The organism is Clostridium brassicae (genome assembly GCF_026738875.1).
GTDB lineage: Bacteria > Bacillota > Clostridia > Clostridiales > Clostridiaceae > Clostridium_H > Clostridium_H brassicae.
Map to the genome: position 1 here is coordinate 40,791 of NZ_JAPQFJ010000015.1, position 25,968 is coordinate 66,758.

General features: G+C 28.3%; 24 protein-coding genes. 1 reads left to right on the forward strand and 23 read right to left on the reverse strand.

Features of this window, described 5'->3' with window-relative positions; translation table 11 throughout:
- Positions 1-98: 98 nt before the first annotated feature.
- From ybeY to gpr, 18 genes are all read right to left on the reverse strand, one after another.
- Positions 99-599 (reverse strand): rRNA maturation RNase YbeY, encoded by a 501-nt coding sequence (ybeY, locus tag OW729_RS13840; RefSeq protein ID WP_268062131.1) that lies wholly within the window; start codon positions 597-599, stop codon positions 99-101.
- Positions 599-2,668, reverse strand: a complete 2,070-nt coding sequence (locus tag OW729_RS13845) for an HD family phosphohydrolase (RefSeq protein WP_268062133.1) — start codon at positions 2,666-2,668, stop codon at positions 599-601. Before OW729_RS13845 ends, ybeY begins: the two co-directional genes overlap by 1 nt.
- 51 nt (positions 2,669-2,719) lie before the next feature.
- Positions 2,720-3,889: a sporulation protein YqfD gene (yqfD, locus tag OW729_RS13850; RefSeq protein ID WP_268062134.1), complete on the reverse strand. Its 1,170-nt coding sequence runs from the start codon at positions 3,887-3,889 to the stop codon at positions 2,720-2,722.
- Positions 3,882-4,172, reverse strand: coding sequence for a sporulation protein YqfC (yqfC, locus tag OW729_RS13855; protein WP_268062135.1), 291 nt, complete (start codon positions 4,170-4,172; stop codon positions 3,882-3,884). The genes yqfD and yqfC overlap by 8 nt, the downstream gene beginning before the upstream one ends.
- Before the next feature lie 315 nt (positions 4,173-4,487).
- Complete coding sequence (rpsU, locus tag OW729_RS13860; RefSeq protein ID WP_268062136.1) at positions 4,488-4,670, reverse strand: 30S ribosomal protein S21; 183 nt, start codon at positions 4,668-4,670, stop codon at positions 4,488-4,490.
- A gap of 144 nt (positions 4,671-4,814) precedes the next feature.
- Positions 4,815-5,159 carry a histidine triad nucleotide-binding protein gene (locus OW729_RS13865; protein WP_268062137.1) on the reverse strand — a complete coding sequence of 115 codons (345 nt, stop codon included), beginning with the start codon at positions 5,157-5,159 and terminating at the stop codon, positions 4,815-4,817.
- A 92-nt stretch (positions 5,160-5,251) separates the two neighbouring features.
- A complete protein-coding gene (gene mtaB / locus OW729_RS13870; RefSeq protein WP_268062138.1) occupies positions 5,252-6,553 on the reverse strand; it encodes a tRNA (N(6)-L-threonylcarbamoyladenosine(37)-C(2))-methylthiotransferase MtaB in 1,302 nt (433 codons plus the stop codon).
- Positions 6,553-7,308 (reverse strand): RsmE family RNA methyltransferase, encoded by a 756-nt coding sequence (locus tag OW729_RS13875; protein ID WP_268062139.1) that lies wholly within the window; start codon positions 7,306-7,308, stop codon positions 6,553-6,555. The genes mtaB and OW729_RS13875 overlap by 1 nt, the downstream gene beginning before the upstream one ends.
- 16 nt (positions 7,309-7,324) lie before the next feature.
- A complete protein-coding gene (gene prmA / locus OW729_RS13880) occupies positions 7,325-8,260 on the reverse strand; it encodes a 50S ribosomal protein L11 methyltransferase (protein ID WP_268062140.1) in 936 nt (311 codons plus the stop codon).
- Positions 8,261-8,371: 111 nt separating this feature from the next.
- Positions 8,372-9,505 (reverse strand): molecular chaperone DnaJ, encoded by a 1,134-nt coding sequence (gene dnaJ / locus OW729_RS13885; protein WP_268062141.1) that lies wholly within the window; start codon positions 9,503-9,505, stop codon positions 8,372-8,374.
- A 121-nt stretch (positions 9,506-9,626) separates the two neighbouring features.
- Positions 9,627-11,483: a molecular chaperone DnaK gene (gene dnaK, locus OW729_RS13890; protein WP_268062142.1), complete on the reverse strand. Its 1,857-nt coding sequence runs from the start codon at positions 11,481-11,483 to the stop codon at positions 9,627-9,629.
- Positions 11,484-11,544: 61 nt separating this feature from the next.
- Entirely contained in the window at positions 11,545-12,135 is a 591-nt protein-coding gene (gene grpE, locus OW729_RS13895) for a nucleotide exchange factor GrpE (RefSeq protein ID WP_268062143.1), read from the reverse strand.
- Between the two features lie 27 nt (positions 12,136-12,162).
- Positions 12,163-13,221, reverse strand: a complete 1,059-nt coding sequence (gene hrcA / locus OW729_RS13900; RefSeq protein WP_268062202.1) for a heat-inducible transcriptional repressor HrcA — start codon at positions 13,219-13,221, stop codon at positions 12,163-12,165.
- A 310-nt stretch (positions 13,222-13,531) separates the two neighbouring features.
- Complete coding sequence (gene hemW, locus OW729_RS13905) at positions 13,532-14,656, reverse strand: radical SAM family heme chaperone HemW (protein WP_268062144.1); 1,125 nt, start codon at positions 14,654-14,656, stop codon at positions 13,532-13,534.
- Positions 14,657-14,756: 100 nt separating this feature from the next.
- Positions 14,757-16,562, reverse strand: coding sequence for a translation elongation factor 4 (gene lepA, locus OW729_RS13910; RefSeq protein WP_268062145.1), 1,806 nt, complete (start codon positions 16,560-16,562; stop codon positions 14,757-14,759).
- Positions 16,563-16,630: 68 nt separating this feature from the next.
- Complete coding sequence (locus OW729_RS13915; protein WP_268062146.1) at positions 16,631-17,086, reverse strand: hypothetical protein; 456 nt, start codon at positions 17,084-17,086, stop codon at positions 16,631-16,633.
- Between the two features lie 52 nt (positions 17,087-17,138).
- Positions 17,139-18,227: a stage II sporulation protein P gene (locus OW729_RS13920; protein ID WP_268062147.1), complete on the reverse strand. Its 1,089-nt coding sequence runs from the start codon at positions 18,225-18,227 to the stop codon at positions 17,139-17,141.
- Positions 18,228-18,281: 54 nt separating this feature from the next.
- Positions 18,282-19,256, reverse strand: coding sequence for a GPR endopeptidase (gpr, locus tag OW729_RS13925; RefSeq protein ID WP_268062148.1), 975 nt, complete (start codon positions 19,254-19,256; stop codon positions 18,282-18,284).
- A gap of 209 nt (positions 19,257-19,465) precedes the next feature.
- On the opposite strand from gpr, the gene rpsT reads away from it, so the two are divergent.
- Positions 19,466-19,732 carry a 30S ribosomal protein S20 gene (gene rpsT, locus OW729_RS13930; protein ID WP_268062149.1) on the forward strand — a complete coding sequence of 89 codons (267 nt, stop codon included), beginning with the start codon at positions 19,466-19,468 and terminating at the stop codon, positions 19,730-19,732.
- Between the two features lie 84 nt (positions 19,733-19,816).
- On the opposite strand, the gene holA is transcribed toward rpsT, so the two are convergent.
- From holA to OW729_RS13955, 5 genes are all read right to left on the reverse strand, one after another.
- Positions 19,817-20,839: a DNA polymerase III subunit delta gene (gene holA / locus OW729_RS13935; protein WP_268062150.1), complete on the reverse strand. Its 1,023-nt coding sequence runs from the start codon at positions 20,837-20,839 to the stop codon at positions 19,817-19,819.
- Positions 20,840-21,007: 168 nt separating this feature from the next.
- The gene (locus OW729_RS13940) at positions 21,008-22,345 is read right to left on the reverse strand and encodes a ComEC/Rec2 family competence protein (RefSeq protein ID WP_268062151.1); all 1,338 of its coding nucleotides are present in this window, start codon (positions 22,343-22,345) and stop codon (positions 21,008-21,010) included.
- Positions 22,342-22,623 (reverse strand): hypothetical protein, encoded by a 282-nt coding sequence (locus OW729_RS13945; RefSeq protein WP_268062152.1) that lies wholly within the window; start codon positions 22,621-22,623, stop codon positions 22,342-22,344. Before OW729_RS13945 ends, OW729_RS13940 begins: the two co-directional genes overlap by 4 nt.
- Positions 22,624-22,761: 138 nt before the next feature.
- Entirely contained in the window at positions 22,762-25,332 is a 2,571-nt protein-coding gene (locus OW729_RS13950; RefSeq protein ID WP_268062153.1) for an HAD-IC family P-type ATPase, read from the reverse strand.
- Positions 25,333-25,460: 128 nt separating this feature from the next.
- Entirely contained in the window at positions 25,461-25,760 is a 300-nt protein-coding gene (locus OW729_RS13955; RefSeq protein ID WP_268062154.1) for a hypothetical protein, read from the reverse strand.
- Positions 25,761-25,968: the final 208 nt, after the last annotated feature.

Genomic DNA, 25,968 nt, shown 5'->3' on the forward strand with positions numbered 1-25,968 from the left:
TTAGAACTCCTAAAAATCCTGTTAATAAATTTCATTTGAAATAAAAACTCCACCTGAAATTAAGAACCCTATTTATTACTCATATTATATTTTACCTATTATCTTCTTATATTAAACTTATCTAAAATCATTTCTTCTCTTTTTCTCATTTTTATTTTATCTTGATCTATCATATGGTCATATCCTAACAAATGTAAAACAGAATGAATAGTTAAATAGCATACCTCTCTAATAAAGGAGTGTTCATATTCCTTTGATTGTTCTTCCGCTTTTTCTAATGACAATACTATATCCCCTAAGACTAACTCTCCATTATCCATATCTGCTTCCATAAAATCATAATCTTTATATACTTCTTTATACACTTTTCCTTCTGGATAGTCTAGCATAGGAAAAGATAAAACATCTGTAACTTTATTTATGTTCCTTTGCTCTTTATTTATCATTTTAATTTTTTCATTATCTATAAAGATAACACTAATTTCAGTAGGAACGTCTACTTCTTCCTCTTTTAAAGCATAATTAATTATATCTTCTATCGTTCCTACCATTTCATCTGTAACTTTAATTTTTTCTTGTCTATCGTCTATATATATCATTATTTATTCTCCTTTTTATTCTTTGGCGAAATATTTTCTGTAGGATATTCTATTCTTTCATGATATATTCCCCCTAAAGTTTTTAAAAACGAGTTTCTTATTTTATTTACATCTTTAAGCGTTAAATCACAATTGTCCAATTGTCCTTCATTAAGCCTAGCTTTTATAATACTATTAACCATCTCTTCTATTTTTCCCTTTGTAGGCTCATTAATAGACCTAACTGCCGCCTCTATGCTATCTGCAAGCATCAATATAGCTATTTCCTTACTATCTGGTATAGGTCCTAAATACCTAAAATCATCTTCTTTAACTTCTTCTGGTTTTTCACTTGAATTTTTAGCTGTTATATAAAAATACTTAACAAGCGATGTTCCATGATGCTGTTCTATAGCATCTTGTATAACTTTTGGTAATTTATGTTCCTTTGCAATTTCTAATCCATCTTTTACATGTGATGTAATTATTAATGTACTTAAATTAGGATTGATTTTATCATGTGGGTTATCTCTCCCAATTTGATTTTCTTTAAAAAATAAAGGTCGCTTTATTTTCCCAATATCATGATAATAAGCAGAAACTCTAGCCAAAACTGGATTTCCTCCAACTTGTTCTGCCGCTACCTCAGCCAAGTTAGCTACAAGTATACTGTGGTGATATGTACCCGGTGCTTCTAAAAGAAGCTTCTTTTGCACAGGATGATTAGGATTAGATAACTCTAAAAGCTTTATTGTAGTTACTATATCAAAGGTACTTTCAAAGAAAGGTAGGAATCCTATAGTAAGTACTGCCGCTAAAACACTAGCAACAAACGAGAATCCTGATCTTTTCATAACTTCAAAAACATTATTACTTAACAAAAATCCAACTGTAAATACTAAAGCTGCATTTGTTACTCCTATAAAAATGGAAGCATACATAATATCATTTCTTTGTTGAAGTTTTTTTAATACCATAGCACCTAGTATACTATTTAGTATGGCTAGTAAAGTTATTTGTATATCAAACTGAACAACAGCACTTATTAAAATACAGTTAATTATGCTCACATTGAGTGATATTTTATGATTTATTAAGAGCGTAAATAACATAGGTACACATGCAAGTGGTATTAAAAATGGTGTAACTCCATTAAGCGCTCTTGCAAATAAAACAGATAAACAAGTTAATATACTTATTAAAACCAGCTTTCTATTATCATCATAAATTTTTCTATAATATTTATAAAGATAGAACCATTGTATGAATAACACTAAAACCACTAATACAATTATATCAATATACATATATTTATTATTTTCATTATCTAATAATCCTAAATCTTTAAGGATTTCTAAATCTCTATCAGTAATTGGTTCGCCCTCTTTAACTATTGTCTGCCCTTTTTTAATCATTATGGGCTGTACTTTTTTTCTTGCCTCTGTCTTTAACTGTTCTGTTTTTTCTTTGTCATAAAAGAAATTAGGTTTCACCTTAGAATAACCTATACTTTTACCAAGTTCCCTTAATGTTTTAGGAAGCTTTGCAGCATTAAATTTAACATCTATAACATCTTGGGCTTTTTTCAAGTCCTCTTCACTATCTTCTCTTATATCATAGTCAAGTACTTTATTCATGACGTCTAATAAACTTTTTTTGAGTATTTCTAGCTGGTCTTTATTTAAAGATACAAGCGTTTTTATATCCTCTTCTGATAAATTCATATGAAACTGTTTTTTTAATTCTTCAATTTTTGCACTTTCATCTAATTTTCTTTCTTGCAGTTTTAAAAGTTGAAAAAACAAGTTATTGATTTCTTCTAGACTTTGTTTTTTTATTTCTAAATTTTTATTATATTGTTCTCCCACAGACTCTTCAGCCTGTGCTTCCTTTTCTTTAGTTTTTAATATATCTTTAACTTCTCTTGTAGCCTTTATATCTATTCTTGAAATATCGCCTTCCTTAAAATCATATTTCTTAGTTATTAAAGATGTCATTAAAATAGCTGAAATAAAAATAGAGGTGAGGAAAAAAATCAATACTTTTTTTGCATTATTATTGTCATTCAATATAGTTTTAAAATTGTCCATCTATAAATCACATCCCTTAGTTTTTATGATATCTCATCTTAAGTAGGACTATTAATTTTCTAGTTCCTTTTCCTCAAGTTCTTTCTTCTGAGGTTGTGCTATATTCTCTTCTACTACCAACATTACTCTCACATTTATTTTTTCTCCAGACTGATTTGCATCGACCATCTTATCTACTATTTTAACAGATTTGTCTAACTTTACAATCATGTCCTGTGAAAGTGACTCTGCTGTTTCTTTTACAACTTCGTCTTTATTTAATACTTTATTTTCTTCAACTACTTCATAGTAAACTTCTTCTTTAAATATTTTTTTATCTACCAATATTTTATCATAAATTTTAAAATTATTTTTTACTTTTTTTAAACAAATATTTTTCCCTAAAATATTTAAGTATATACTTTTTTGTTTTCTTCCAGTTCTCTTTCTTTCAAGTTTTTTTATAGACACATCTTTAGTACTTTCATAAAATGTTTTTGCAATAACATCTCCCTGTGCATGGACAAAATAAACATTCTCTTCTTTCCCCTGTTCTCCTTTGATAAGGACATCACCTTTTTTTACTATATCTCCTTCTTTTACAACTATAGTTCCTGCACTTGAATAAACCCTAACAACTTCCCCATCTTTTCTTGCAACTATATCACAAGGAGTATTATCCTCTTTAATTTTAGGGGGTTGCTGTCTTTCAGCTATATTAATTTTTAATTTAGCCCCCTCAATTCTACTTCTAATCCACATTATATCATTATTTTCTTTCATAAGTTTTTCTTCAACCTTATATACGTCTACTTTTCTTTTATTGATTCCTGGTTTAATACCCATATTTTTCAATTGACTTCTAAGTTCAAATGGAGTAATACTTTTTTCAGTAACTATATCTATTGACCATATAAATGTGGATAAAAAATAAATTATGCCTACAAATATAACTATACCGCCTATTAAAGCCCTTCTATTATGAATCTTTATTATAAAAAAAGATATACCTTTTCTATTAATAATCTTAATTTTAGTCTTTGTTTTTTTTGAAATTTCTCTTATAGTATAATAGTCTTTTAGACTTACATCCATAATTATAGTTGTAATATCAATCTTTCTTAAGTTTGTTATGTTTATATTATTTTTCCAAAGTAAATTTATAAATTTTTCAGGTAGCATAGATTGAATCTCAATAGTTATTATTCCTTTTTTATATTTACTAAAATTAAACCTATTCATACGCAATCCCCTCATAAGTTATTCCTTTAAATTTACCCCCTACAATTATAGTGCTTCCACCAATAAATAATATTTCAAGTTTACTTCCCTGAACTGATACTATACCCACATTAGAATTTATCTTTATTTGCCCTTCTTCAAAAATTACTATTCCTTTATGATTTTCAATTTTTATTTCATTATCTCCTGTTATTGTTATTTTGGGCATGTTTAATACTATATCTCTTGGTAAGTCCAACTTTTCTGCCATATTTTCTTTGGTTCTATCTAATTTTTCTTTCATTAATTTCTCCTAATAATTGCTTTCATACTAATTTATGAGTTTTCATTTTAATAAATTACTTACATTTAATAAAATAAAAAGAGCCAGTTAATAACTGGCTCTTAATCAAGTCCAAAGACTGAAATTTTAATTTTAGCAATTTCTGTGTGTTTACTATCTGCCCCTTCTTCATCAACTTGCTGACAATAACTTCAGCATTTCATCTTCGGTCAACTGCTTAGGAAGGTACTCTAATAAAATCTCTATTATAAATTAAGTTTTTACTTAACCTTATCTTAAGAGATATACTTGAGGTACCTTCTTAAAATATTTATTTTATCTATGTTTTGTCTTTCTTCTTCTTGCAGCTTCTGATTTTTTCTTTCTTTTAACACTTGGCTTTTCGTAATGTTCTCTCTTTCTTACTTCAGATAAAACACCCGCTTTAGCGCAAGATCTTTTAAATCTCTTTAAAGCACTCTCTAAAGTTTCATTTTCTCTTACTTTAACTTCTGACACCGATTATCCCTCCCTCCCTAGCAGTATTCAAACCTAAGTTGTTTGCAGTTGCTGAGGGCAAAATAGCACATTGGTAATTATACAACATTATTTTACAAGCTGTCAACTGTTTTCACTTCATTAAGACTAATATTAAGAAAAAATTTAGCCTGGTGGCCACGATAAATTTCTTCCTCCTAGCATGTGAAAATGAATATGTTCAACTTCTTGTCCTCCATCTTCACCACAGTTCATGACAATTCTGTATCCATTATCATCTATATCTAATTTTTTTGCAATATCCCTACTTACAGAAAAAATATGTGCTATTATGTTTGAGTCTTCATTACTCATCTCATTTAAATTTTTTATATGTTTTTTAGGTATTACGAGAACATGAACCGGTGCTGCCGGATTTATATCTTCAAAACACAATACTACATCATCTTCGTAAACTTTTTTAGACGGTATATCACCATTAATTATTTTACAGAATATGCACTCTTCCATGCTTCTCACCTCCTCACTTATATACTCATGCCTTATAATATTCAATAAACATATCTAAAAATCCTTCATAATACGATAAATATTTTTTATAATTATTGAATTTGTCCAATAATATGATCTTTACTTACATTTTTCAGTAATGTATCTACTATCTTTTCTCTAATATCTTCTTTAGACTTAGCTACAATCTTTATATAATTAGGGGTATATCCTTCGTACAAATCTTCCTCTTTATCTATCTTTTGTTCATATAATACCTTCATATCTTTTCCTATGAAGTTTTTCATAAACTCTTTTTCATTCTCTTCATTTAATTCTATAAGCATTTTACTCCTAGCATCTTTAATATTACCATCCACTTGATCTTCCATAGAAGCTGCCTTAGTTCCAGTTCTAGGACTATATTTAAATATATGCATCTTAGAAAGTTTTATCTCTTTTAAAAACTCATATGTTTTATTAAATTCTTCTTCACTCTCTCCTGGAAATCCTACAATTACATCAGTAGTTATAGATACACCCTGAATCTGTTTTCTAAGACTCTCTACAATAGTTTTATATTCCTCTACAGTATATCTTCTATTCATTCTCTTTAAAGTCTCATTACATCCACTTTGAAGAGATAGATGAAAGTGAGGACATAACTTCTTCATTTTTGAAATACCGCTCATTATATCTTTATTAAAAAATTCTGGTCCTATTGAACCTATCCTTATTCTTTCTATTCCATCTATTTCGTCTATTTCTTGCAGTATAGTCAAAAGATTATATTCACCCTCTAAATCAACTCCATAAGAAGATATATCAATTCCTGATAAAATCACTTCCTTAAATCCATGACTTGCTAATTCTCTAACCTCGCTAATTACTCTTTCAGGTTTTTTGCTACATACAGCTCCTCTCGCAAAAGGAATTAGACAATAGGAACAAAAATTATTACATCCATCTTGAATTTTCAAAAAAGCTCTTGTTCTATCTTGATACTCCTCAATAGTTAGATCCTCAAAAACTCTATTTTTTAGTACGTCGTTAACTTCTACTATTTGTCTTCTTTCTTCTCTTGCCCTATTCACCCAATATACAATTTCTCCTTTATTGCGAGTTCCTAAAACCACATCTACATCTTTTATATCTTTAACCTTATCAGGTGCAATTTGCGTATAACACCCCACTGCTGCTATAACTGAATCTTCATTTAATCTTCTTGCTCTAGAGATCATTTGACGTGATTTCTTATCACTCATATTAGTAACAGTACATGTATTAACAACATATACATCTGCAACTTCACTAAAAGGAACTACTTCATACCCACTTTTAATAAACTTTTCAGCCATAGCCTCTGATTCATATTGATTAACTCTACATCCTAAAGTAGCAAAGGCAACTTTCATTAATTTTTTCCTCCTAAATCTCCCAGTTCATACATAACTAAGCTTAGACAAACAAATCCGGCAGTCTCTGTTCTAAGTATTCTCGGACCTAATGTAACTATTTCCGCTTTTATTTCCTCTAATATTTTAATTTCTTCTTCTTCAAAACCACCTTCTGGTCCTACAATAATTGCCACCTTTTTAACTTTACTATGCAAATTATTAATTAAATTTTTCACACCATAATTTTCTGCATTTTCATAAGGTACTACAATTAGATCCATTTCTTTTAGTTCTTCTTTCATTTCATTAAAATCTATTACATCTCTTACTTTAGATATAAGAGTTCTTTTACTTTGCTTACATGCTTCAAATGCAATTCTATTCCATCTATCTACCTTACTATTTTCCTTCTTTACATTTCCTACAGCAGATAAAACTCTTGAGGTTACAACAGGTATTATTTCTTTTATTCCTAATTCAGTACATTTTTGAACAATCAAATCCATTTTACTTCCCTTAGGAAATCCTTGATATAAATACACATCTATAGGTGCTTCATTACTTACATTAATTTCTTCTAATAGAATTACTTCTACAGCAGTTTTATTTATAGACTCTATTTCTCCTAAATATTCTTTTCCACTACAGTTATTAATATTTACCTTTTCTCCCTTTTTTAATCTTAAAACTTTATAGATATGTTTTACATCTTCACCTTCTATTATAGCCTTATCTCCAAATATCTGATTTCCAGGTACAAAAAACTTGTGCACAAATACCGCTCCTTTTCTAAGCTTTAGCTATTATACAACACCATTCTCCGTCAACATTAACCTTTTCAACTGTAAAACCACACTCAACCAGTTTTTCTATAACATCTGCTTTTCTTTCAAGTATTATACCAGAAGATATAAAGTACCCATCCTTTTCAATAAATTTCTTAACATCCTCTACTAATATTTTTATAACATCTGCCAATATATTTGCTATAACTATATTTGCTTTTCCATCTACTACTTCCATTAAATTCCCGTATAGAACCTCAATATTATCTATGTTATTGTAAGAAATATTCTTTTTTGCTGAATCTACAGCAACAGGGTCTAAATCTACTCCCACAACTTTTTTTGCTCCCAATTTTGCAGCAGATATAGCAAGTATACCTGAACCTGTTCCAATATCAAACACTACACTATCTTCTTTTACATATTCTTCAAGAGCTTTAACACAAAGTCTTGTTGTTTCATGAGTCCCCGTGCCAAAAGCCATACCAGGATCTAATTCAACAATAACTTCATCTTCTTTCCTAGTATACTCTTCCCAAATTGGCTTAACCACTACTCTATTTCCTACCTTAGTTGGTTTGTAATATTGTTTCCAGTTATTCTCCCAATCTTCTTCATTTATTTTTTTTGCAGTGACAAGACCTTTTCCTTTATCTATACCATATTGTTCTAACTTATCTACAGCTTCTTTTATATAATTTACATGTTCATCTATATTATCTTCTTTTTTATAGTAAGCTCTTAAAATAGCTCCTTCTTTTACATCTATTATTATTTCATCAACCCAATCAAATTGACCAGGATTCTCTTTCTTTAATTTAATATCTTGAGAATCTAAAATAGCAACTCCCTGTACTCCCGTATTATATAGAATACCTGTTACAGCCTCCACAGCCTCACTACTTGTAATAACTTCTATCTCTATCCAGTTTTTATCCATTTTATAAAAGCACTCCTTCTTTATATAGTAAAAATCAACTTCATTATAAATCATAGTATATCGTAAAGTAAACTAAAAAAACTTGCCTCCCTCAGAAGAGAGAAACAAGTTTTACTTAAAAGTATCTTTTATTTTATCCACAAATGATTTTTTGTGACCATCTTCTAACTTTTCTCCGCTAGCTTCCATAAAAGCTACTAAAGCTTCTTTTTGCTTATCATTTAAGTTTTTAGGTACATCTACTATAATCTTAATATATTCGTCTCCTCTTCCATGACCGTTAACTCTTGTAACACCTTTACCTTTAAGTCTGAAAACTGTACCTGATTGAGTTCCTGCTGGAACCTTGTATTTAACATCTCCATCTACTGTAGCTACTTCAAGTTCTACTCCTAAGGCTGCTCTTGCAAAGCTAATATGTTGTTCTACATATATATCGAAGCCTTTTCTTTTGAAAAATTTATGTGGAGAAACTCTTATATTTACATATAAATCTCCTGAAGGACCACCATTTTTACCTGGTTCTCCTTGACCTCTAAGAGGCAATACATTTCCTGTATCTACTCCTGCTGGTATTTTAATCTTTATTTTTTTATTTTTTCTTACAGTACCTTTTCCATGACAAGTATGACATGGATTAGTTATAATTTTACCACTTCCATTACACTTATCGCAGGTAGCTGTACTAACAAAACTTCCAAGAGGAGTATTCCTTTGATACCTTACCTGACCTGTTCCATTACATTTATCACAAGTTTTAGAATTGGTTCCCGGTTTAGCACCAGTTCCATTGCAAGTTTCACATTTTTCGTTTTTTGTTAAAGATATTTCCTTTTCAACTCCAAAAACAGCTTCTTCAAAAGTAAGATTTAAAGTATACTCAATATCTTCCCCTCTTTCAGGTCCATTCTTTCTTCTTGATGAAAATCCACCAAAGCCTCCAAAAAAGGAATCAAATATATCCTCAAATCCTCCCATGCCACCTGAAAAATCGAAACCACCTGTTCCACCAAATCCACCATTGAAATCTGTAGTTCCAAATCTATCATATTGGGATTTTTTTTCAGGATCTGATAATACTTGATATGCCTCATTTATATCTTTAAACTTTTCTTCTGCCTCTTTATCTCCTGGATTTCTATCTGGATGGTATTTCATTGCAAGTTTTCTATATGCTTTTTTTATTTCATCTTCACTAGCACCATTTGAAATTCCTAGGACCTTATAATAATCTTTATTTGCCATCCCTAACTTTTCACCACCTAATGTGTTTTTGTTCGAAAAACTCAAATAACATTACTAAAATTAAGGGAAGGGTTATTACCCATCCCTCAAATCACTTTTAACTTATTTTATTATATACAAATTACTTATCTTCTTCAACCTTAAAATCAGCATCTACTACATTATCATCATCTGATTTCCCTGCATTGTTTCCACCCATATCTCCCATATCTTGGCCTGCTTGTGGACCTGCTTGTGGACCACCAGCTTCTTGATAAATTTTTGAAGAAACAGCATAAAATGCTTGAGTTACTTCTTCAGTAGCCTTTTTAATAGCTTCTATATCATCACCATCTTTAACTTTTTTAAGTTCTGCTAATTTATCTTCAACATTTTTCTTGTCTTCTTCAGAAACTTTGTCTCCTAAATCTTTTAATGTTTTTTCTGTTTGATAAGAAATAGTATCAGCATTATTTTTAACTTCAATTGTTTCTTTTCTCTTTTCGTCTTCTGCTGCAAATTTCTCAGCTTCTTTAACAGCTTTATCTATTTCAGCATCATTTAAGTTAGTTGATGCTGTAATTGTTATATTAGCTTCTTTACTTGTTCCCTTATCTTTTGCAGAAACATTTAAAATACCATTAGCATCTATATCAAAAGCAACTTCTATTTGTGGAATTCCTCTTGGTGCTGGTGGTATATCACTTAATTGGAATCTTCCAAGAGTTTTATTGTCTGAGGCCATTTTTCTTTCACCTTGAACAATATGGATTTCAACTGAAGTTTGATTATCTGCAGCAGTTGAGAATATTTGGCTCTTTCTTGTTGGTATTGTTGTATTTCTTTCTATTAACGGAGTTGCTACTCCCCCTAAAGTTTCTATTCCTAATGTAAGTGGAGTTACATCTAAAAGTAATACATCCTTAACTTCTCCAGTTAATACTCCTGCTTGAATTGCTGCTCCTAAAGCAACACATTCATCTGGGTTTATTCCTTTTGTTGGTTCTTTACCAGTAAAGTTTTTAACTGCTTCTTGAACTGCTGGGATTCTTGTAGAACCTCCAACTAAAACAATTTTGTCTATATCATTTATTGAAAGGTCAGCATCAGTTAATGCTTTTCTCATAGGTTCTATTGTTGCTTCAACTAAATCATGAGTTAACTCTTCAAATTTTGCTCTTGTCAAATTCATATCTATATGTTTTGGTCCAGTAGCATCTGCTGTTATAAATGGTAAGTTTATATTAGTAGTTGTTGATGATGATAATTCTATTTTAGCTTTTTCTGCTGCTTCTTTTAATCTTTGAACAGCCATCTTATCATTTCTTAAATCTATTCCATTTTCTGCTTTAAAAGTATCAGCTATATAGTCCATAACTTTTTGGTCAAAGTCATCTCCACCTAAAGCTGTATTTCCATTTGTAGCTTTAACTTCGAATACTCCATCACCAAGTTCAAGTATAGATACATCAAATGTACCTCCACCTAAGTCATATACAAATATTTTTTGAGAAGTTTCTGTTTTATCAAGACCATATGCTAATGATGCAGCTGTTGGTTCATTTATAATTCTTTTAACATCAAGTCCTGCTATTTTACCAGCATTTTTAGTCGCTTGTCTTTGGCTATCATTAAAATAAGCAGGGACTGTTATAACTGCTTCAGTCACAGTTTCTCCTAAGTATGCTTCTGCATCTGCCTTTAATTTTTGAAGAATCATCGCTGATATTTCTTCTGGTGAATATTTTTTATTATCTATATCCACTCTATAATCTGTTCCCATATGTCTTTTTATAGAAATTATAGTTTTATCAGGATTTGTAATTGCCTGTCTTTTTGCAACTTGACCTACAAGTCTTTCTTCATTGTCCTTAAATGCTAATACTGATGGAGTAGTTCTAGCACCTTCAGCATTTGGTATAACAACTGGGTTTCCACCTTCCATAACTGCTACGCAAGAGTTAGTTGTTCCTAAGTCTATTCCTATTATTTTTCCCATTTAAAAATTCCCTCCTAAAGTTAGTTAATTTAATTTTTGCAAAATGTGTTTAATATTATTTCTAATTAGCTACTTTTACAAGGCTATATCTTAACACCTTATCTCCTCTTTTAAATCCTTTTTGGAATACTTCCACAATCTGATTTTTATCAAAATTGTCATCTTCTATATGCATTATGGCATTATGGTAATTAGGATCAAATTCTCCTTCTGCTGAAATTTCTTCAACATCCAATTTCTTTAAAGATTCGATAAACTGCTTCATAACAGCTTCTATTCCTAATCTAAGATCCTCTACACTACCATCAGCCATTATAGCCCTTTGTAAGTTATCATATACAGGTAAAATGTTTTCCAAAACATCTCCACATGCATCTGTATAAATTTCTTTTTTCTCTTTTTCAGTTCTATTTCTAAAATTCTCATATTCTGCATTTACTCTTAAAAGTCTTTCTTTTAATGTGTCTAATTCATTCTCTAATTTTTTGTTTTCTTCTTTAAGTTCATTATTTTCTACTTTCAATTCATTAACTTCTTCTTCAGTATTTTCCTTTATTCCTTCATCCATTTCATCAATAGTTTCTTCTTGTTCATTAACTTTATCATCCATATCTTCTGTCAGGATTTCTTCTATTTTTTCCTTATTTTCCATTTCCTCACCTCTATTAATCATCAGATATTAATCATCAGAATATATTTCTTTTATATTCTCATTTAGTGTTTTAACACATTTATTAAGTAGAGATATGACCTTTGAATACTGCATTCTTGTCGGACCTATTAATCCTATTGTACCTAATGGTTTATCTCCTAAACTATACATAGCTGAAACAATACTGCAATCTTTAGCATCATCTGCAAAATTTTCTTCACCTATACTTATCGAAATTTCAGGCATGTTCTGTGAAAATGTAACATTATTAAATAGCTGTCCTATTAATTCCTTATTATCTAGTAAGGATAGAAACTGTCTAGCTCTTTCAAAATCTTTATATTCCGCATAATTAAATATATTGGAAGCCCCTTGGCAATATATTTCGCTATTCTCAGACTTATTTAAAGCCTCATAAAGAGCAGAAATAATTCCATTAAAGATACCTTCAAATCCACTTAGATTAGTCTTTAGTTCATTTATTACCTCTAGATTAATATCTTGTATAGTTAAACCATTAAGTCTTAAATTCAGTGTATTTGATATCTTTTGAAGAGACTTATTCTCTATAGGTTCATTTACACGTATAACATTATTATTGATTATGCCATCTTGTGTAACTATTACTGCCAACACATTATTACTGTCTATGTTTAAAAGCTGAATAGTTTTTATATGACTATTCTTTAAAGATGGAGTTCTTACTACACAAGTTAATTTTGTAAGTTCTGAAAGAAGTAGTGTAGCTCTTTTAACCATTTTATCTACTTCAAACAAAGCTTTATTTATAAGCTCTGTCTTTATTTTGAGTTCTTCTTCTGTAGTCAATTGCTGCAATTGGATTAACTTATCCACATATAATCTATACCCCTTATCTGAAGGTTTTCTTCCCGAAGAAGTATGAAGTTGTTCTATTAATCCCATATCCTCAAGGTCTGACATTTCATTCCTTATAGTAGCAGAACTTACTCCCAACTCATATTTTTTAGCAATTGTCCTTGAACCCACAGGTTCTCCAGTATAGATATAATCACGAATAATGGCCTCAAGTATTTTAATTTTTCTTTCATCCATATAAGACCCCATATTTACTGAATCACCTCTTTTATCCAATAACTAACCACTCTAATAATCTTATACTTTAATAAACTTAGACAGGAGTAGTATATGCCTGGATTCATTCAACTAGAATTTCTCCCAATTCAAACTAAGTTTTTATTTATTAGCACTCTATGTTGTTGAGTGCTAACGACTACGTTTTTACATTATCACTACCTTATTTTTTTGTCAACATCATACAATATAAATAAATTATATAATTAACTTAATTTTATAATTTATTTACGTTTTTCTCTTGTTTGCTATATTTTATTTAGATTTTCAGCACAACTCAGTACTATAATATAAAATCACTCATTACAGTATTAGATATTTCCACTCCTCTAGGAGTTAAAAACATCTGTCCTTCCTTCTCTACCAATAGGTTTTGACTTACATATTTTTTTATAACATCACCATAAATATCATATATAGAGGTTCTGAATTTTTTGTTAAATTTTTTTGTTGATATTCCGTCAATCTTTCTAAGCCCCATAAACATAAACTCTTCCATATCATCTTTTTCTGAGTTTTTATTTTTTTCTTCTACAGGAGAAATTCCATTGACTTCATTAGAAATGTATTTATCTATATTTTGTACATTTCTAAATCTATACCCATCAATATAGGAATGTGCTGCAGAACCACAACCCAAATATTCCTCCAAATTCCAATATACTAAATTATGTTTACATTCTCTATTATGTTTTGAAAAATTTGATATTTCATATTGATGATATTGGTTTTCTTTTAAATACTGTAAAGTAAATCTATACATTTCCCTTTCTATATCTTCATCCGGCAAATTTAATTTATCTTTATCATATAAATCATAAAACCTTGTGCCTTCTTCTACTATTAAACTATAACAAGACAAATGTTCTGGTTCCAAATTCGTAACATTTTCTAATGTCTGCTTCCACTCCTCTAAACTTTGTTCTGGTAATCCAAACATTAAATCTATATTTATATTTTCAAAGCCAACTTTTCTTGCCATATAAAAACTTTCTAAAAATTCTTCTACAGAATGTATTCTTCCTAATCTTTTAAGATGCTCATTTTGCCAAGCTTGAAGTCCTATACTCAATCTATTAACGCCTATATTTTTAAAGAGAAGTAGTTTATCTTCACTAAACGTTCCAGGATTACCTTCTACAGTAAATTCCAAATCATCAGTTGTGTTTAGTCTTTTTATGCTTTCTTTAATCGTATTCCAGCCTTCTAAAGATAAATAGGTGGGAGTTCCCCCACCTATAAATATTGTACTTATTTTTTTATCTTTTATTCTATTTATTTCTTTAGAAAGGGCTTTTGAATAACTAAGCATTTTATTTTCCTCTCCACAATAAGATGGAAAATCACAATACAAACATTTTTGCTTACAAAATGGAATATGTATATATAAAGCAATGCCATCATTCATATTACCCATCTCCGTTCCTATAATTTAAAGACTTTATATAGATTACATATATTCAAAATACAAATTGTAATCTATATACAAAGTACATGTACTCTTTTAATTAATCAACTTTTAAGATAGACATAAACGCTTCTTGAGGCACTTCTACACTACCCACTTGACGCATCCTCTTCTTTCCTTCTTTTTGCTTTTCAAGAAGTTTTTTCTTTCTTGAAATATCTCCACCATAACATTTTGCAAGAACGTCTTTCCTCATAGCTTTTACAGTCTCTCTTGCAATAATTTTAGAACCTACTGCTGCTTGAATAGGTATTTCAAACATTTGTCTTGGTATAACTTCTTTTAATTTTTCAGCTATAGCTCTTCCTTTGTGATATGCCCTTTCCTTAGGTACAATCATTGATAAAGCATCCACTATATCTCCATTTAAAAGCATATCAAGCTTTACAAGTTCAGTTTTTTGATATCCATGAAGTTCATAATCTAAAGATGCATATCCCTTTGTTTTTGACTTTAATGTATCAAAAAAATCATATATGATTTCATTAAGTGGGATGTAATAATGAAGTACTGCTCTTGTAGTTTCTATATACTCCATATTTATATAAGTACCACGTCTATTTTGACAAAGTTCCATTATAGCACCTACATAATCTGAAGGGGTAATTATAGAAGCTTTAACAAGAGGTTCTTCCATATAATCTATCTCAGTTGGATCTGGCATATTAGTTGGATTAGTAATTTCTAATACTGTTCCATCGTTTTTATATATTTTATATATAACAGATGGCGCAGTAGTAATAATATCAAGATTAAACTCTCTTTCTATTCTCTCTTGTATTATTTCCATATGTAGAAGCCCTAAAAATCCACATCTAAATCCAAACCCTAAAGCTATAGATGTTTCTAATTCAAAAGATAATGCAGCATCATTTATTTTTAATTTTTCAAGAGCTTCCTTTAACTCATCATATTTAGCTCCATCCACTGGATAAATACCACTATACACCATCGGTATTGCAGGTCTATACCCTTCTAAAGGTTCATCAGCTGGTCTTAAAGCTTCCGTAATAGTATCTCCAACAGCTGCATCACTAACATTTTTTATAGAAGCTGTTACATATCCAACTTCTCCTGCACTTAACTCTTTCATAGAAACAAAACTTGGAGCAAATATGCCAACTTCCGTAGCTTCATATTCTTTGTTGCTTGCCATAAATTTAATCCTAGTTCCTGGGCGCAACGTACCTTCTTTAATTCTTATATAACATACTACTCCCTTGTAACTATCGTAATAAGAATCAAATATCAAAGCCTTTAATGGAGCCTCTTCATCTCCTTGTGGTGATGGAACTTTCTCTACTACAGCTTCTAGTACATCCTCAATATTAAGTCCTGTTTTAGCAGATACTAAAGGAGCATCTTCTGCCTCTATTCCTATAACATCTTCTATTTCTTGCTTAATTTCATCAGGTCTAGCACTAGGTAAATCAATTTTATTTATAACTGGTACAATTTCTAAATCATTATCTAGTGCAAGATAACAATTCGCTAAAGTTTGAGCTTGTATTCCTTGAGTAGCATCTACAACAAGCAAAGCTCCTTCACAAGCAGCTAAACTTCTTGAAACCTCATAATTGAAATCTACATGACCAGGAGTATCAATTAAGTTTAATATGTACTCTTCCCCATTTTCTCTTCTATAAACAAGCCTTGCTGCTTGTGATTTTATTGTTATTCCTCTTTCACGCTCTAATTCCATATTATCAAGAATTTGGTTTTCCATTTCTCTCTTAGTTAATGTCCCAGTAGCTTCAAGTAATCTATCTGCAAGTGTAGACTTACCATGGTCAATATGTGCTACAATTGAAAAATTTCTTATATATTTCTTTTTGTCTTTATGCATACGTTATTTAACCCCCATTTGCACATAATAAATCAAACTAAATTATAGCATACAAGTATCTATATATGTCAACAATAAGTATTTCTTATATGCACTATTCCAATATATTTTTTTATTACTTCATTTAATTTTAAGACTTTGTTTTTTAAGTATTCAATACCCTTGTTAAACCCTTTATTTGAAAATACATCTTTATTAATGTAAAAAACATATTTATTGGTGTCTATTCTAAAATCAAAAGGAATAGGATTAAATAATACCCTAAATTTAGGGATACGATCATCTTCACCATTTACCACTTCTTTAACTTTATTATTATTATTATTATTAACATTATTATTAACATTATTAAAAGCTTCAACCATATTATTTATATCCCAAGTTTTATTATCATCTTCATAAAACATATAATCATTAACTAAACTGGAATAAATTTGTCTATTCATATTTATATTTACAGCTAAAAGTCCATACCCTAATATAACTATCATAATTATACCCAAAAAAATTTTTTTTAATTTCATAAAAAAAAGCACCTCCCTTTTATTAAGGATGTACTTTTTTTAGATAATTTATTCAATTTTTACCATTTATATATTCTGCAATTATTCTAGCTACATACTTACCAGTTCCTTTAGATTCTTCTATAGTATTAACATGTGAACCAACTTCCATTAAAACCATATTATTGTTCAAATCTTGATTATAAAACTTCTTTCCATAATTATAACAAAATAAGCCTTTATAAAGTCCTGGATACAGTTTATTTGATATACTTGCCATTTTATTTACTACTTCCATGTTTTTATTAAAATGAGGATTTTTTCTCGTCATAACAAAAGCAAATTTAGCAACCTTTTCATTATTAACATTAAAAGTTACTGCATCCTTATTTTCAATAGAATCTCTATGAAGATCAATTATAATTTTAAAATCTTTATATTGTTTTAAATATTTCTCCACAGTAGGGCGCGATCTTTCATAACTTTTATTATATGCTGCTACATCATGAACAGTAGTATCATGTAAAACAGCTATACCATACTTACTTTCTAACTCTTTTTTTATCTCTTCTCCTACTGCACATACATTTTGAGTCTTATCCTTACTACTTATTACATTAGGCTTATAACTTTCACAGGTATGAGTGTGATAAATTAAAACTTCAGGATTATTAGATAATTTCTTCTTCAATTTAGGATCATACACAGGACAATTTTTAACAGGTTGATTATTTTCAACTTTGTTTTCTTGTTCAAAAACTTGATCTTCATTTAATGAAAATTTATCAAACACATTTTCTGGGTCTCTCATAGTCAACCTACAATCATCTTTTTCTCCACTTACATTTCCTAAATATGAAATTTCCTTTCCAATTATTGATAAAGAAGTTTTGCTTTTAATCCCTAAAATATTTAACATATTATCTTTGAATGATTGATGTTTTTCAACTTTATCTTTTTCTGTAAATGCTGTTGGTAAAGCTGGTATTCCATAATCTAATACGGCTCCATAAAATCCAATTTCTCTTCCACTATTAGCTGTAATAATATTTTTCATCCTACTAGTTAATATACTAAATAAAAGTATACTAATTAAAAATATCAAGATACTACAATAAAAATTAAATTTTTTATCATCCATACCCTTTTTCGTACTGTTCACCACAACCCCTCCCTTGTTTATTGTATGTATATGAGGGAGGGGTATGGAATATTACTAATTCACATATTTATTAATATCTTCTATTCCTAAAGCTGGCTGCAACGCAATATTTATTCCATTAGCAATAACTTTAGAAATAGAGTCTATTACTATATCTACATCTTTAGGAGTAACTACTAACTCTCCAACATGAGGATATAGAACTTCATTAATTAACTTTTCTTTTTCTGCTTTATCAAGAGATTTTAACATATTATAAAATTGGCTACCTTGAGTCGATTGTTTTATCATCTCATCTATAGCAAGATCTATGGTATCATTAGCTAGAGTAGCTGCGTGAACTACTGTAGGTACACCTATTGCAATAACAGGTACTCCTAAAGTCTTCTCACTTATTTCCATTCTCTTATTTCCTATACCAGATCCTGGAGATATTCCTGTGTTTCCTATTTGAATAGTTCTATTAACTCTTTCTGTTTTTCTGGAAGCCAAAGCATCTATACATATTATTAAATTAGGTTTTATCTTATCACATAAAGATTTTACTATTTCACTAGTCTCTATTCCTGTAAGCCCTAATACTCCTGGCGATATAGCGCATACAGGTCTTATATTTTCATCTATACTATCTGGAACAAGTTCTTTTAGATGTCTTGTTACCATTAACCTTGAGATAACTTTTGGACCTAACGCATCAGGTGTAACATTCCAGTTACCCAATCCCACTACTAAAGCAGTCATACTCTTCTCGAGATTTACTATTTCAGATAATACCTTAGCCAAAGTTTTGCCAACATCATCCATAACATCTTTATCATATTGAACAAATTCAGGCATTTCTATGGTTACATATTTGCCTACTGGTTTTCCCATACTCCTTTCTCCAACTTCATTAGTAATCTTTACATCTATAACCTTCATGTCATTTTCTATATATTCATTTATTTCAACCCCTTGAATTTTACCTTTATTTTGCTCTTCATAAATTTCTTTAGCTTCCACAGCTAAATCTGTTCTCACATTACTCACTTCTACACTTCCTCTCAAACTTTTTATTAATATTTTTTCCTAATTATCTTTAATAATTCACATTATATAAGAGTTAGTAATTTTAAAATTTTTACTTGAAGTACTTAACAAATAATGCTATAATATCATTTGTTGAGTAAGGCAGTTCAATTTTTTGAATTCCCCAAAGCTGCTTAACCCTACTAAAACCACAAGGGGGTGAAAATGAAATGGCAAATATAAAATCAGCTAAAAAGAGAGTTAAAGTAATAAAAGTAAAAACTCTTAGAAATAAAATGATTAAATCAGCATTAAAAACAACTATAAAGAAATTTGAAATAGCTATCCAAAACAAAAATGTAGAAGAAGCTAAAGCTGCTTTTGCTGCTTGCGTTAAATCTTTAGATATGGCTGCTTCAAAAGGAGTATTACATAAAAATAAAGCTGCAAGAAGTAAATCTAGATTAGCTGCAAAATTAAATGGATTAAGCGCTTAATAAGATAAACCGGTGAATTTTTCACCGGTTTTTTATTTTTAAATTTGTTTTTAAATAATATATTTTTACCAATAAAAGCATTTATTAAGATCTAGCTGTATTAATTATTAATAACTCCATTTCAGTTTTTCCATCTACAGATGTACTTTTTAAATTTTTCTCTGTTTCTAAACACAATTCCATACTCTTCTCAATTTGATTAAATTGGAATTTTCTGCTTTGTTTCATCATATTTTCACATATAAAAGGATGAAGTCTTAATTCTCTAGCAAGTTCTTCCTTAGTATTTCCTTTTTCTAAACCTACCTTTATATTAAAAAGTAAATTAAACTGCCTTTCTATCATTCTTAAAATAGTGTTAACATTTTCTCCCTTGAATATTAATTCATTTAATATATCTAATGCTTTTTCAGGTTTCCTCTGAGATAAGTAATCTACTAAGTTGAAAATATCATTATCATTCTTAACTGTTATAACATCATAAATATCCTTAGATGTTATCTCTCTTCCATAAGTATACCAATATAACTTTTCAACTTCATTTTGAATTATGTCCATGTTGTTTTCAACACAATTACAAAACAAAGTTAATTCCACCTTTCCTATTTTTAAATTTTTTTTATCAAAAATCTCCTTAACTTTTTTTTGAAAAGCTGCTCCTTTTAATTTTGAAAATTTAACTACTTGGCAATATTTGTCTAGTTTCTTTATTTTATTACTTTCTTTCTCTCTATCATTTTCAAAAATATAATACATTATAAGTATACATTCTTTGGGCAACTTTTTTATGTACATCTCCATATATTTATATACCTTTTCCTTTTCTCGATCACATTTATCTCTAAGGAAACTGGCTCTATAAACTACTACAACCTTTTTTTCATCCATAAATGGTAAAGTCTCACAGGCATTAGTTAAATTATCTGAATTAACAGTTAATCCATCTAACTGAGTATAATTCAAGTCCATAAAATCATTTTTTATAGATTTTTTTATAATAATATCTATAACATTTTTAATACTTTGTTCATCACTTCCACAAAATATATAACAATTTGCAATCTCATTCTTTTTAAGTTTATTCTCTAATGATAAAGAATCTATCAATTTCAGTCCCCCACTTTTGATTTTGAATTATAGAATATATTCTACAAAATATAAATATATGTTCTCTAAAACTTTCTTTAGTAGTCATAAATATATATTTTAAATTATTGAGTTGATTGTAATAAAAGATCATATAAAATCAACAATCTATGATATATTATAAAATAATTATATCATGTTATATATAATTATAAAACTCAACAACATTAAAGGAAAATATTTAACTTCTTTATATTCATGTTTATAAAATATATAACTCATAATAATCGATAATAAGACTATTCCATAAAAATAATTGTATTTATGTACTGGTGGAGCTATTTTTAATAATACATAGTTTGCTCCCTGTATAGTAGTAGTAAGTGAATATAAAATATAAATTACTATATTTTTAAGAATTGGTATATTTATTGCCACAGCCCCTATATTACCTGCAAATATTAATAAAGAATATAAAGGAATAAGTATCAAATTTGCTGGAATAAAAAAAATACTTACTTCATTAATGGCACACATAACATATGGCATTGAAAAAACTTGAGAACTTAAAGTTATACTTAAACTTTCATTGATTTTTTTAGGCAGTTTATATAAAATCCTCTTTATTTTTTTGTTATATAGTATTATACCAAGAGTAGCTAGAAATGATAATGTAAATCCTATATTTGTTATATAATATGGTCTTATAATTAATAGAATCAATGCTGATAAAGCTAATGCCGAAAGACTATCATAAGTTCTATAAACAATTTTTGATAACTTTAAAATTAGTATCATTATATAAGCTCTTATAGTAGCCGCTTTTGCACCTGTAAATATTAAGTATATGAAGGACAATATAAGACTTATTTCAATTCCAAACATTTTCTGCAAAAATCCATATACTAAAGCCATATGGAACCCAGAAACACTTATTATATGAGATATTCCTAATTCCTTAAAATTTTCTTTTTCATGAAAAGATAGATATTTAGTTTCTCCATAGCATACACTCATTATTAAAGCCGATTTATCTTTTCCAAGTGATTCTGAGTATTTTGTAAATAGTTTTTCTTTTAAATTATATAACTTAAATACAAAATCTTCATTTCTGTTTTCATAAAAAGTAACTTTATATATTCCAATAGAACCTTTTTCATAGTCAGTTTCTTTTTTAAAATTTCCATAAAGCTTAACTTTTTCTCCGTTAGATAACTCTTTTAAATTTCCTGAAAGATATACTATTCTTCCTTTATAATTTCCAGTGCAGTATTTTCCTCTTTTTTCAACTAGTCTAAACTCACCTTCACTAGGTACATTTATATTATAATAATTGTAAAAACTAAATCCTCCTATAATAAAAAACAAGCATAAAATAATAGCTTCTTTTTTATTTAAAGTAAAAAAAATAATACTAAAAAAGGATGCAGCCACAGCCGCACCTAAAAATATGTTGTATTCAAAAACAATTATGATAAAAGCTCCCAAAAATACTGATATTGAATAATAAATCAAAGGTCTTTTCATATTTCATCACTCATACTAATAAAAGAGTTCTCAATCTTCTCATCTTTTTTCTTATATACATCTACTATTATTTTTACTCTATGGATAGAATTATCAATTTTTACATCTTTAACGTAAGGCGTGCCATTTTTTTCTCTCATACTAAAATATTTTTCAGCAAAACTTTGAGCTGATTCTATATCTAACCTATCATAATTAGAAAAAAAATCTTTTTCTGGTATGTCCAAAAACTCTGTATTACTGCCAATTACAATAGTTTCAAATACATTATCCAGCATAAAAAATACACCTCCATATATTTAATTTAACCAAATATACGGAGGTTTAAACCTATAATTCTTATTTTTAATGTATAGTTTAAAAGATTATAAAAATATTTTTTATAACTTCTCTTAGAAATATAATTGTATATTTTATTATTCTAACTTTTTCATAAAAATAGTAGTAATAACTTGTACAGCTACTATAGTAATAATAAATTTCAAGTTACTATAATTACTTAAAAGCATACCTTTATTACCAAATACAATAATGCCCATAATAACCAATATCAAAATTGTTAATACAAAAAATGATAATTTACTTTTAATAATACTCTTTATATCTGAAAAATAAGTGCTAAATATTATGCAACTTACATTTAAACTTATAAACAAATTAAATTCTCCTAGATAAAAACTAGTCCTACTTCCATAATAAAAAGCTATAGTTGATATTATTCCCATACAAATACCATATAATAATATGTTATTTGTAAAGTTTTCAAATATACTTCTATCTATCACTACTCCTTCATAGTTTTTTATTTTAATATTTTTATGCTGACTAAAAATAAGTATATAACTTAAAATTAAAGTTACAAAATTTATAAATAAAATTTTACTTGAAGTTATAGGAATATTGTATCCTAAAATTGTAGGTATTAGAATACTTATTAGTTGGCCTATTGACATTACTAAAATAAATATAGATTCATCTTTTAATACCTGCATCAATTTTCTACTTTCTTCGATCAAAGATAATAAATTTATTAAATCATTATCTTTTATATATATATCAGCAAGCTTTTTGGTAATATTAGTACACTTAGGACCTGATGCAATTCCTATATGCGCTGTCCTAAGGCTTGGAGAATCTGTAAACCTATTTCCCGTAACTGCTAAATTATATCCTAATTTTTGAAACATGGATGAAATCTTACATTTTGTTTTAGAAGATATCTTTGAAAATATCCCCACTCTTTCAATATACTTTTCAATTTCTTCTTCTTCCATGTGATCAATTTCTACTTCTGATAGTACTATATCATTTTTATTTAACAAACCTACCTTTTTACCAAAAGACTCTGCAGTTATTTTATTATCTTCTGTAATAACTGTTGCTTTAACAGCTAAACTTCTACAATAATCTATATAAGTCCTCGCATTCTCTTTTATGGGATTTTCAAAGCCCACCAATCCTACAAATACTAAGTTACTCTCTATGTTTTCATTTATACTTGGCTCATAATTAAAATTCCTATAAGCAAAGCCTTCTACATAAAGATATTCTTTTGACATGGTTAAATCTGCATTTCTTATCTCATTTATGTCTTTATCTGTTATCTCTACTTCTATTCCATTTTTCATTATATGAGTGCATCTTTCAAGTAGTCGATCAATGCTTCCTCTTACATTAGCTCTGTACTTATCTTCTACCATATTTAAAGATGTTTTTATCCTTTTATCCCTATCATAAGGTATTACAAATATTCTTTCCATTTCTTTATCTAATAATCTTTTATCTAAAAAATTTCTAATCCCATATTTGGCTAAAGATATTTCAATAAAATCTCCTTTTACTATATCTCCATCTATATTTCTTCTTACATCATTACATAAAAGTCCAATATTTAAAATTCTATATATGTTATCTTTGTTTTCTTCTTCATTAGAATTTTCTTCTAATATTTTACTATTTGTGAAGATTTTATTAACATACATTTTTTCTTCTGTTAATGTTCCTATCTTATCTATAAAAATCATATTTGTACTAGAAAGCCTTTGAATTGAAGATAATCCCTTAAAATAAATTCCATTTGTCTTCATATTATTTTTTAATATAAACCCGACTACAAAAACAGCAAAAATCATATGAACTGGAACTAGTACTAGATATACCAAAGGAATTAATTTTAAAGAAAAACTTAAATTTTTATTATAAAATCCATAAAGCAGAATTAAAGAAGAAGCAATCAAAAATGCAATTGCAAGAATGTTTATAATACTAGATATATTTTTTTCAAATATATTTATATCCTGCTTTTCTTTTATAAAATCTTGTATTGTTTTTCCTATCTGAGTATTCTCTCCAACTGCTATAACAATGCCTTTAGCACTTCCATCTATTACAAAAGAAGATTTAAATGCTATGTTTTTCATTTCACTTAATGTTATTTCCTTATCTTCAATTTTTGTTGAGTATTTTTCTACAATGGTATTATCTCCTGTTACCGCTGATTCCTTTATCTTTAAATCGTCACATTCTATCAATCTTAGATCAGCTGGAACTATCTCTCCTCTTTCAAGATAAACTATATCCCCTATAACAACTTCTTCAGAATTAATTTTGTTACTTTTTCCGTTTCTCATTACTAATGCTTCATTAGGAGTTATTTTATCTAATTCTTTTAAGTTTTTTTCACTACTATAGGTTTTTAAAAAAAACAATATAACACAAAAATTAATCATTGCAAAAATAAGGCTTCCTGAAAAAACTTCTTTATTATAGATTAATAAAGCGGATACAGCAAATCCTATCAAGGCATATAATTTAAAAACTTCTTTTATGAATAAAAAAATACTACTTTTCAATTTTATATTTAATGTAGTATTCTCTCCATACTTTTCTCTATTAGAATTTACATTATCTGCACTTAATCCTTTACACATATCACTATTAAGCTCTTTTACTACTTCACTCCAACTAAAATTATACCAATCAAACATAAAAATCCCTCATATTTTATTTAGTTTTATTTATACTTCATATTCTTATTCGTATATATTAATGTAAACTTTAATACATTTACATTAAATTCAAACAAAATTAATGAGCCTCTAAAAGGCTCACTAACTTAAATCTCTTTATTTTTAAAGAAATTTGTTCTAAAATAATTTTTTTCACCATCATCATCTTCTATTAGATATAAAACAGTATTATCTACAGAAGGTGTTATTTTAGGTTGAACAGGAACTATAACACTTAAAACGTCATATTCTTTATCTTGAGTTAAATTTACTTTAACACCTAATTTTTCTTGGGTATTTTTCTTGAAAATAACTTTTTTAATTGGTTTCACAATTTCCTGTGTTTCTTCGTTATCCTTAATTTCATTCATTTCTTCTAATTCTTGCATATCTTGTAATTCTTGCATTAATCATAACTCCTTTTTATAATATTTTTTATATAAAATATTAATGTTACCTTTTAACATGTTTAATATTATATCATTTTTAAAGCTTGAATTCAAAATTTTATAATGGAAATTATATTAAAAGTAGAAATAATTAATAAAATTGAATTTTCCTCTAAGCTTATGATAAAATTACTTATTGTATATAATCTTTTCTAATGATTGAGGA

Excerpts from the sequence above, each read along its gene's own strand:
- OW729_RS13845 (WP_268062133.1), bottom strand. The coding sequence starts at position 2,668 with ATGGACAATTTTAAAACTATATTGAATGACAATAATAATGCAAAAAAA.
- dnaK (WP_268062142.1), bottom strand. The coding sequence starts at position 11,483 with ATGGGAAAAATAATAGGAATAGACTTAGGAACAACTAACTCTTGCGTA.
- OW729_RS13955 (WP_268062154.1), bottom strand. The coding sequence starts at position 25,760 with ATGCAAGAATTACAAGATATGCAAGAATTAGAAGAAATGAATGAAATT.
- yqfC (WP_268062135.1), bottom strand. The coding sequence starts at position 4,172 with ATGAAAGAAAAATTAGATAGAACCAAAGAAAATATGGCAGAAAAGTTG.
- OW729_RS13950 (WP_268062153.1), bottom strand. The coding sequence starts at position 25,332 with ATGTTTGATTGGTATAATTTTAGTTGGAGTGAAGTAGTAAAAGAGCTT.
- OW729_RS13945 (WP_268062152.1), bottom strand. The coding sequence starts at position 22,623 with ATGCTGGATAATGTATTTGAAACTATTGTAATTGGCAGTAATACAGAG.
- mtaB (WP_268062138.1), bottom strand. The coding sequence starts at position 6,553 with ATGAAAGTTGCCTTTGCTACTTTAGGATGTAGAGTTAATCAATATGAA.
- prmA (WP_268062140.1), bottom strand. The coding sequence starts at position 8,260 with ATGGATAAAAACTGGATAGAGATAGAAGTTATTACAAGTAGTGAGGCT.
- lepA (WP_268062145.1), bottom strand. The coding sequence starts at position 16,562 with ATGCATAAAGACAAAAAGAAATATATAAGAAATTTTTCAATTGTAGCA.
- rpsT (WP_268062149.1), top strand. The coding sequence starts at position 19,466 with ATGGCAAATATAAAATCAGCTAAAAAGAGAGTTAAAGTAATAAAAGTA.
- OW729_RS13865 (WP_268062137.1), bottom strand. The coding sequence starts at position 5,159 with ATGGAAGAGTGCATATTCTGTAAAATAATTAATGGTGATATACCGTCT.
- OW729_RS13915 (WP_268062146.1), bottom strand. The coding sequence starts at position 17,086 with ATGAAATTAAAAAAAATTTTTTTGGGTATAATTATGATAGTTATATTA.
- hemW (WP_268062144.1), bottom strand. The coding sequence starts at position 14,656 with ATGAATGATGGCATTGCTTTATATATACATATTCCATTTTGTAAGCAA.
- OW729_RS13940 (WP_268062151.1), bottom strand. The coding sequence starts at position 22,345 with ATGAAAAGACCTTTGATTTATTATTCAATATCAGTATTTTTGGGAGCT.
- dnaJ (WP_268062141.1), bottom strand. The coding sequence starts at position 9,505 with ATGGCAAATAAAGATTATTATAAGGTCCTAGGAATTTCAAATGGTGCT.
- yqfD (WP_268062134.1), bottom strand. The coding sequence starts at position 3,889 with ATGAATAGGTTTAATTTTAGTAAATATAAAAAAGGAATAATAACTATT.
- hrcA (WP_268062202.1), bottom strand. The coding sequence starts at position 13,221 with ATGGGGTCTTATATGGATGAAAGAAAAATTAAAATACTTGAGGCCATT.
- ybeY (WP_268062131.1), bottom strand. The coding sequence starts at position 599 with ATGATATATATAGACGATAGACAAGAAAAAATTAAAGTTACAGATGAA.
- grpE (WP_268062143.1), bottom strand. The coding sequence starts at position 12,135 with ATGGAAAATAAGGAAAAAATAGAAGAAATCCTGACAGAAGATATGGAT.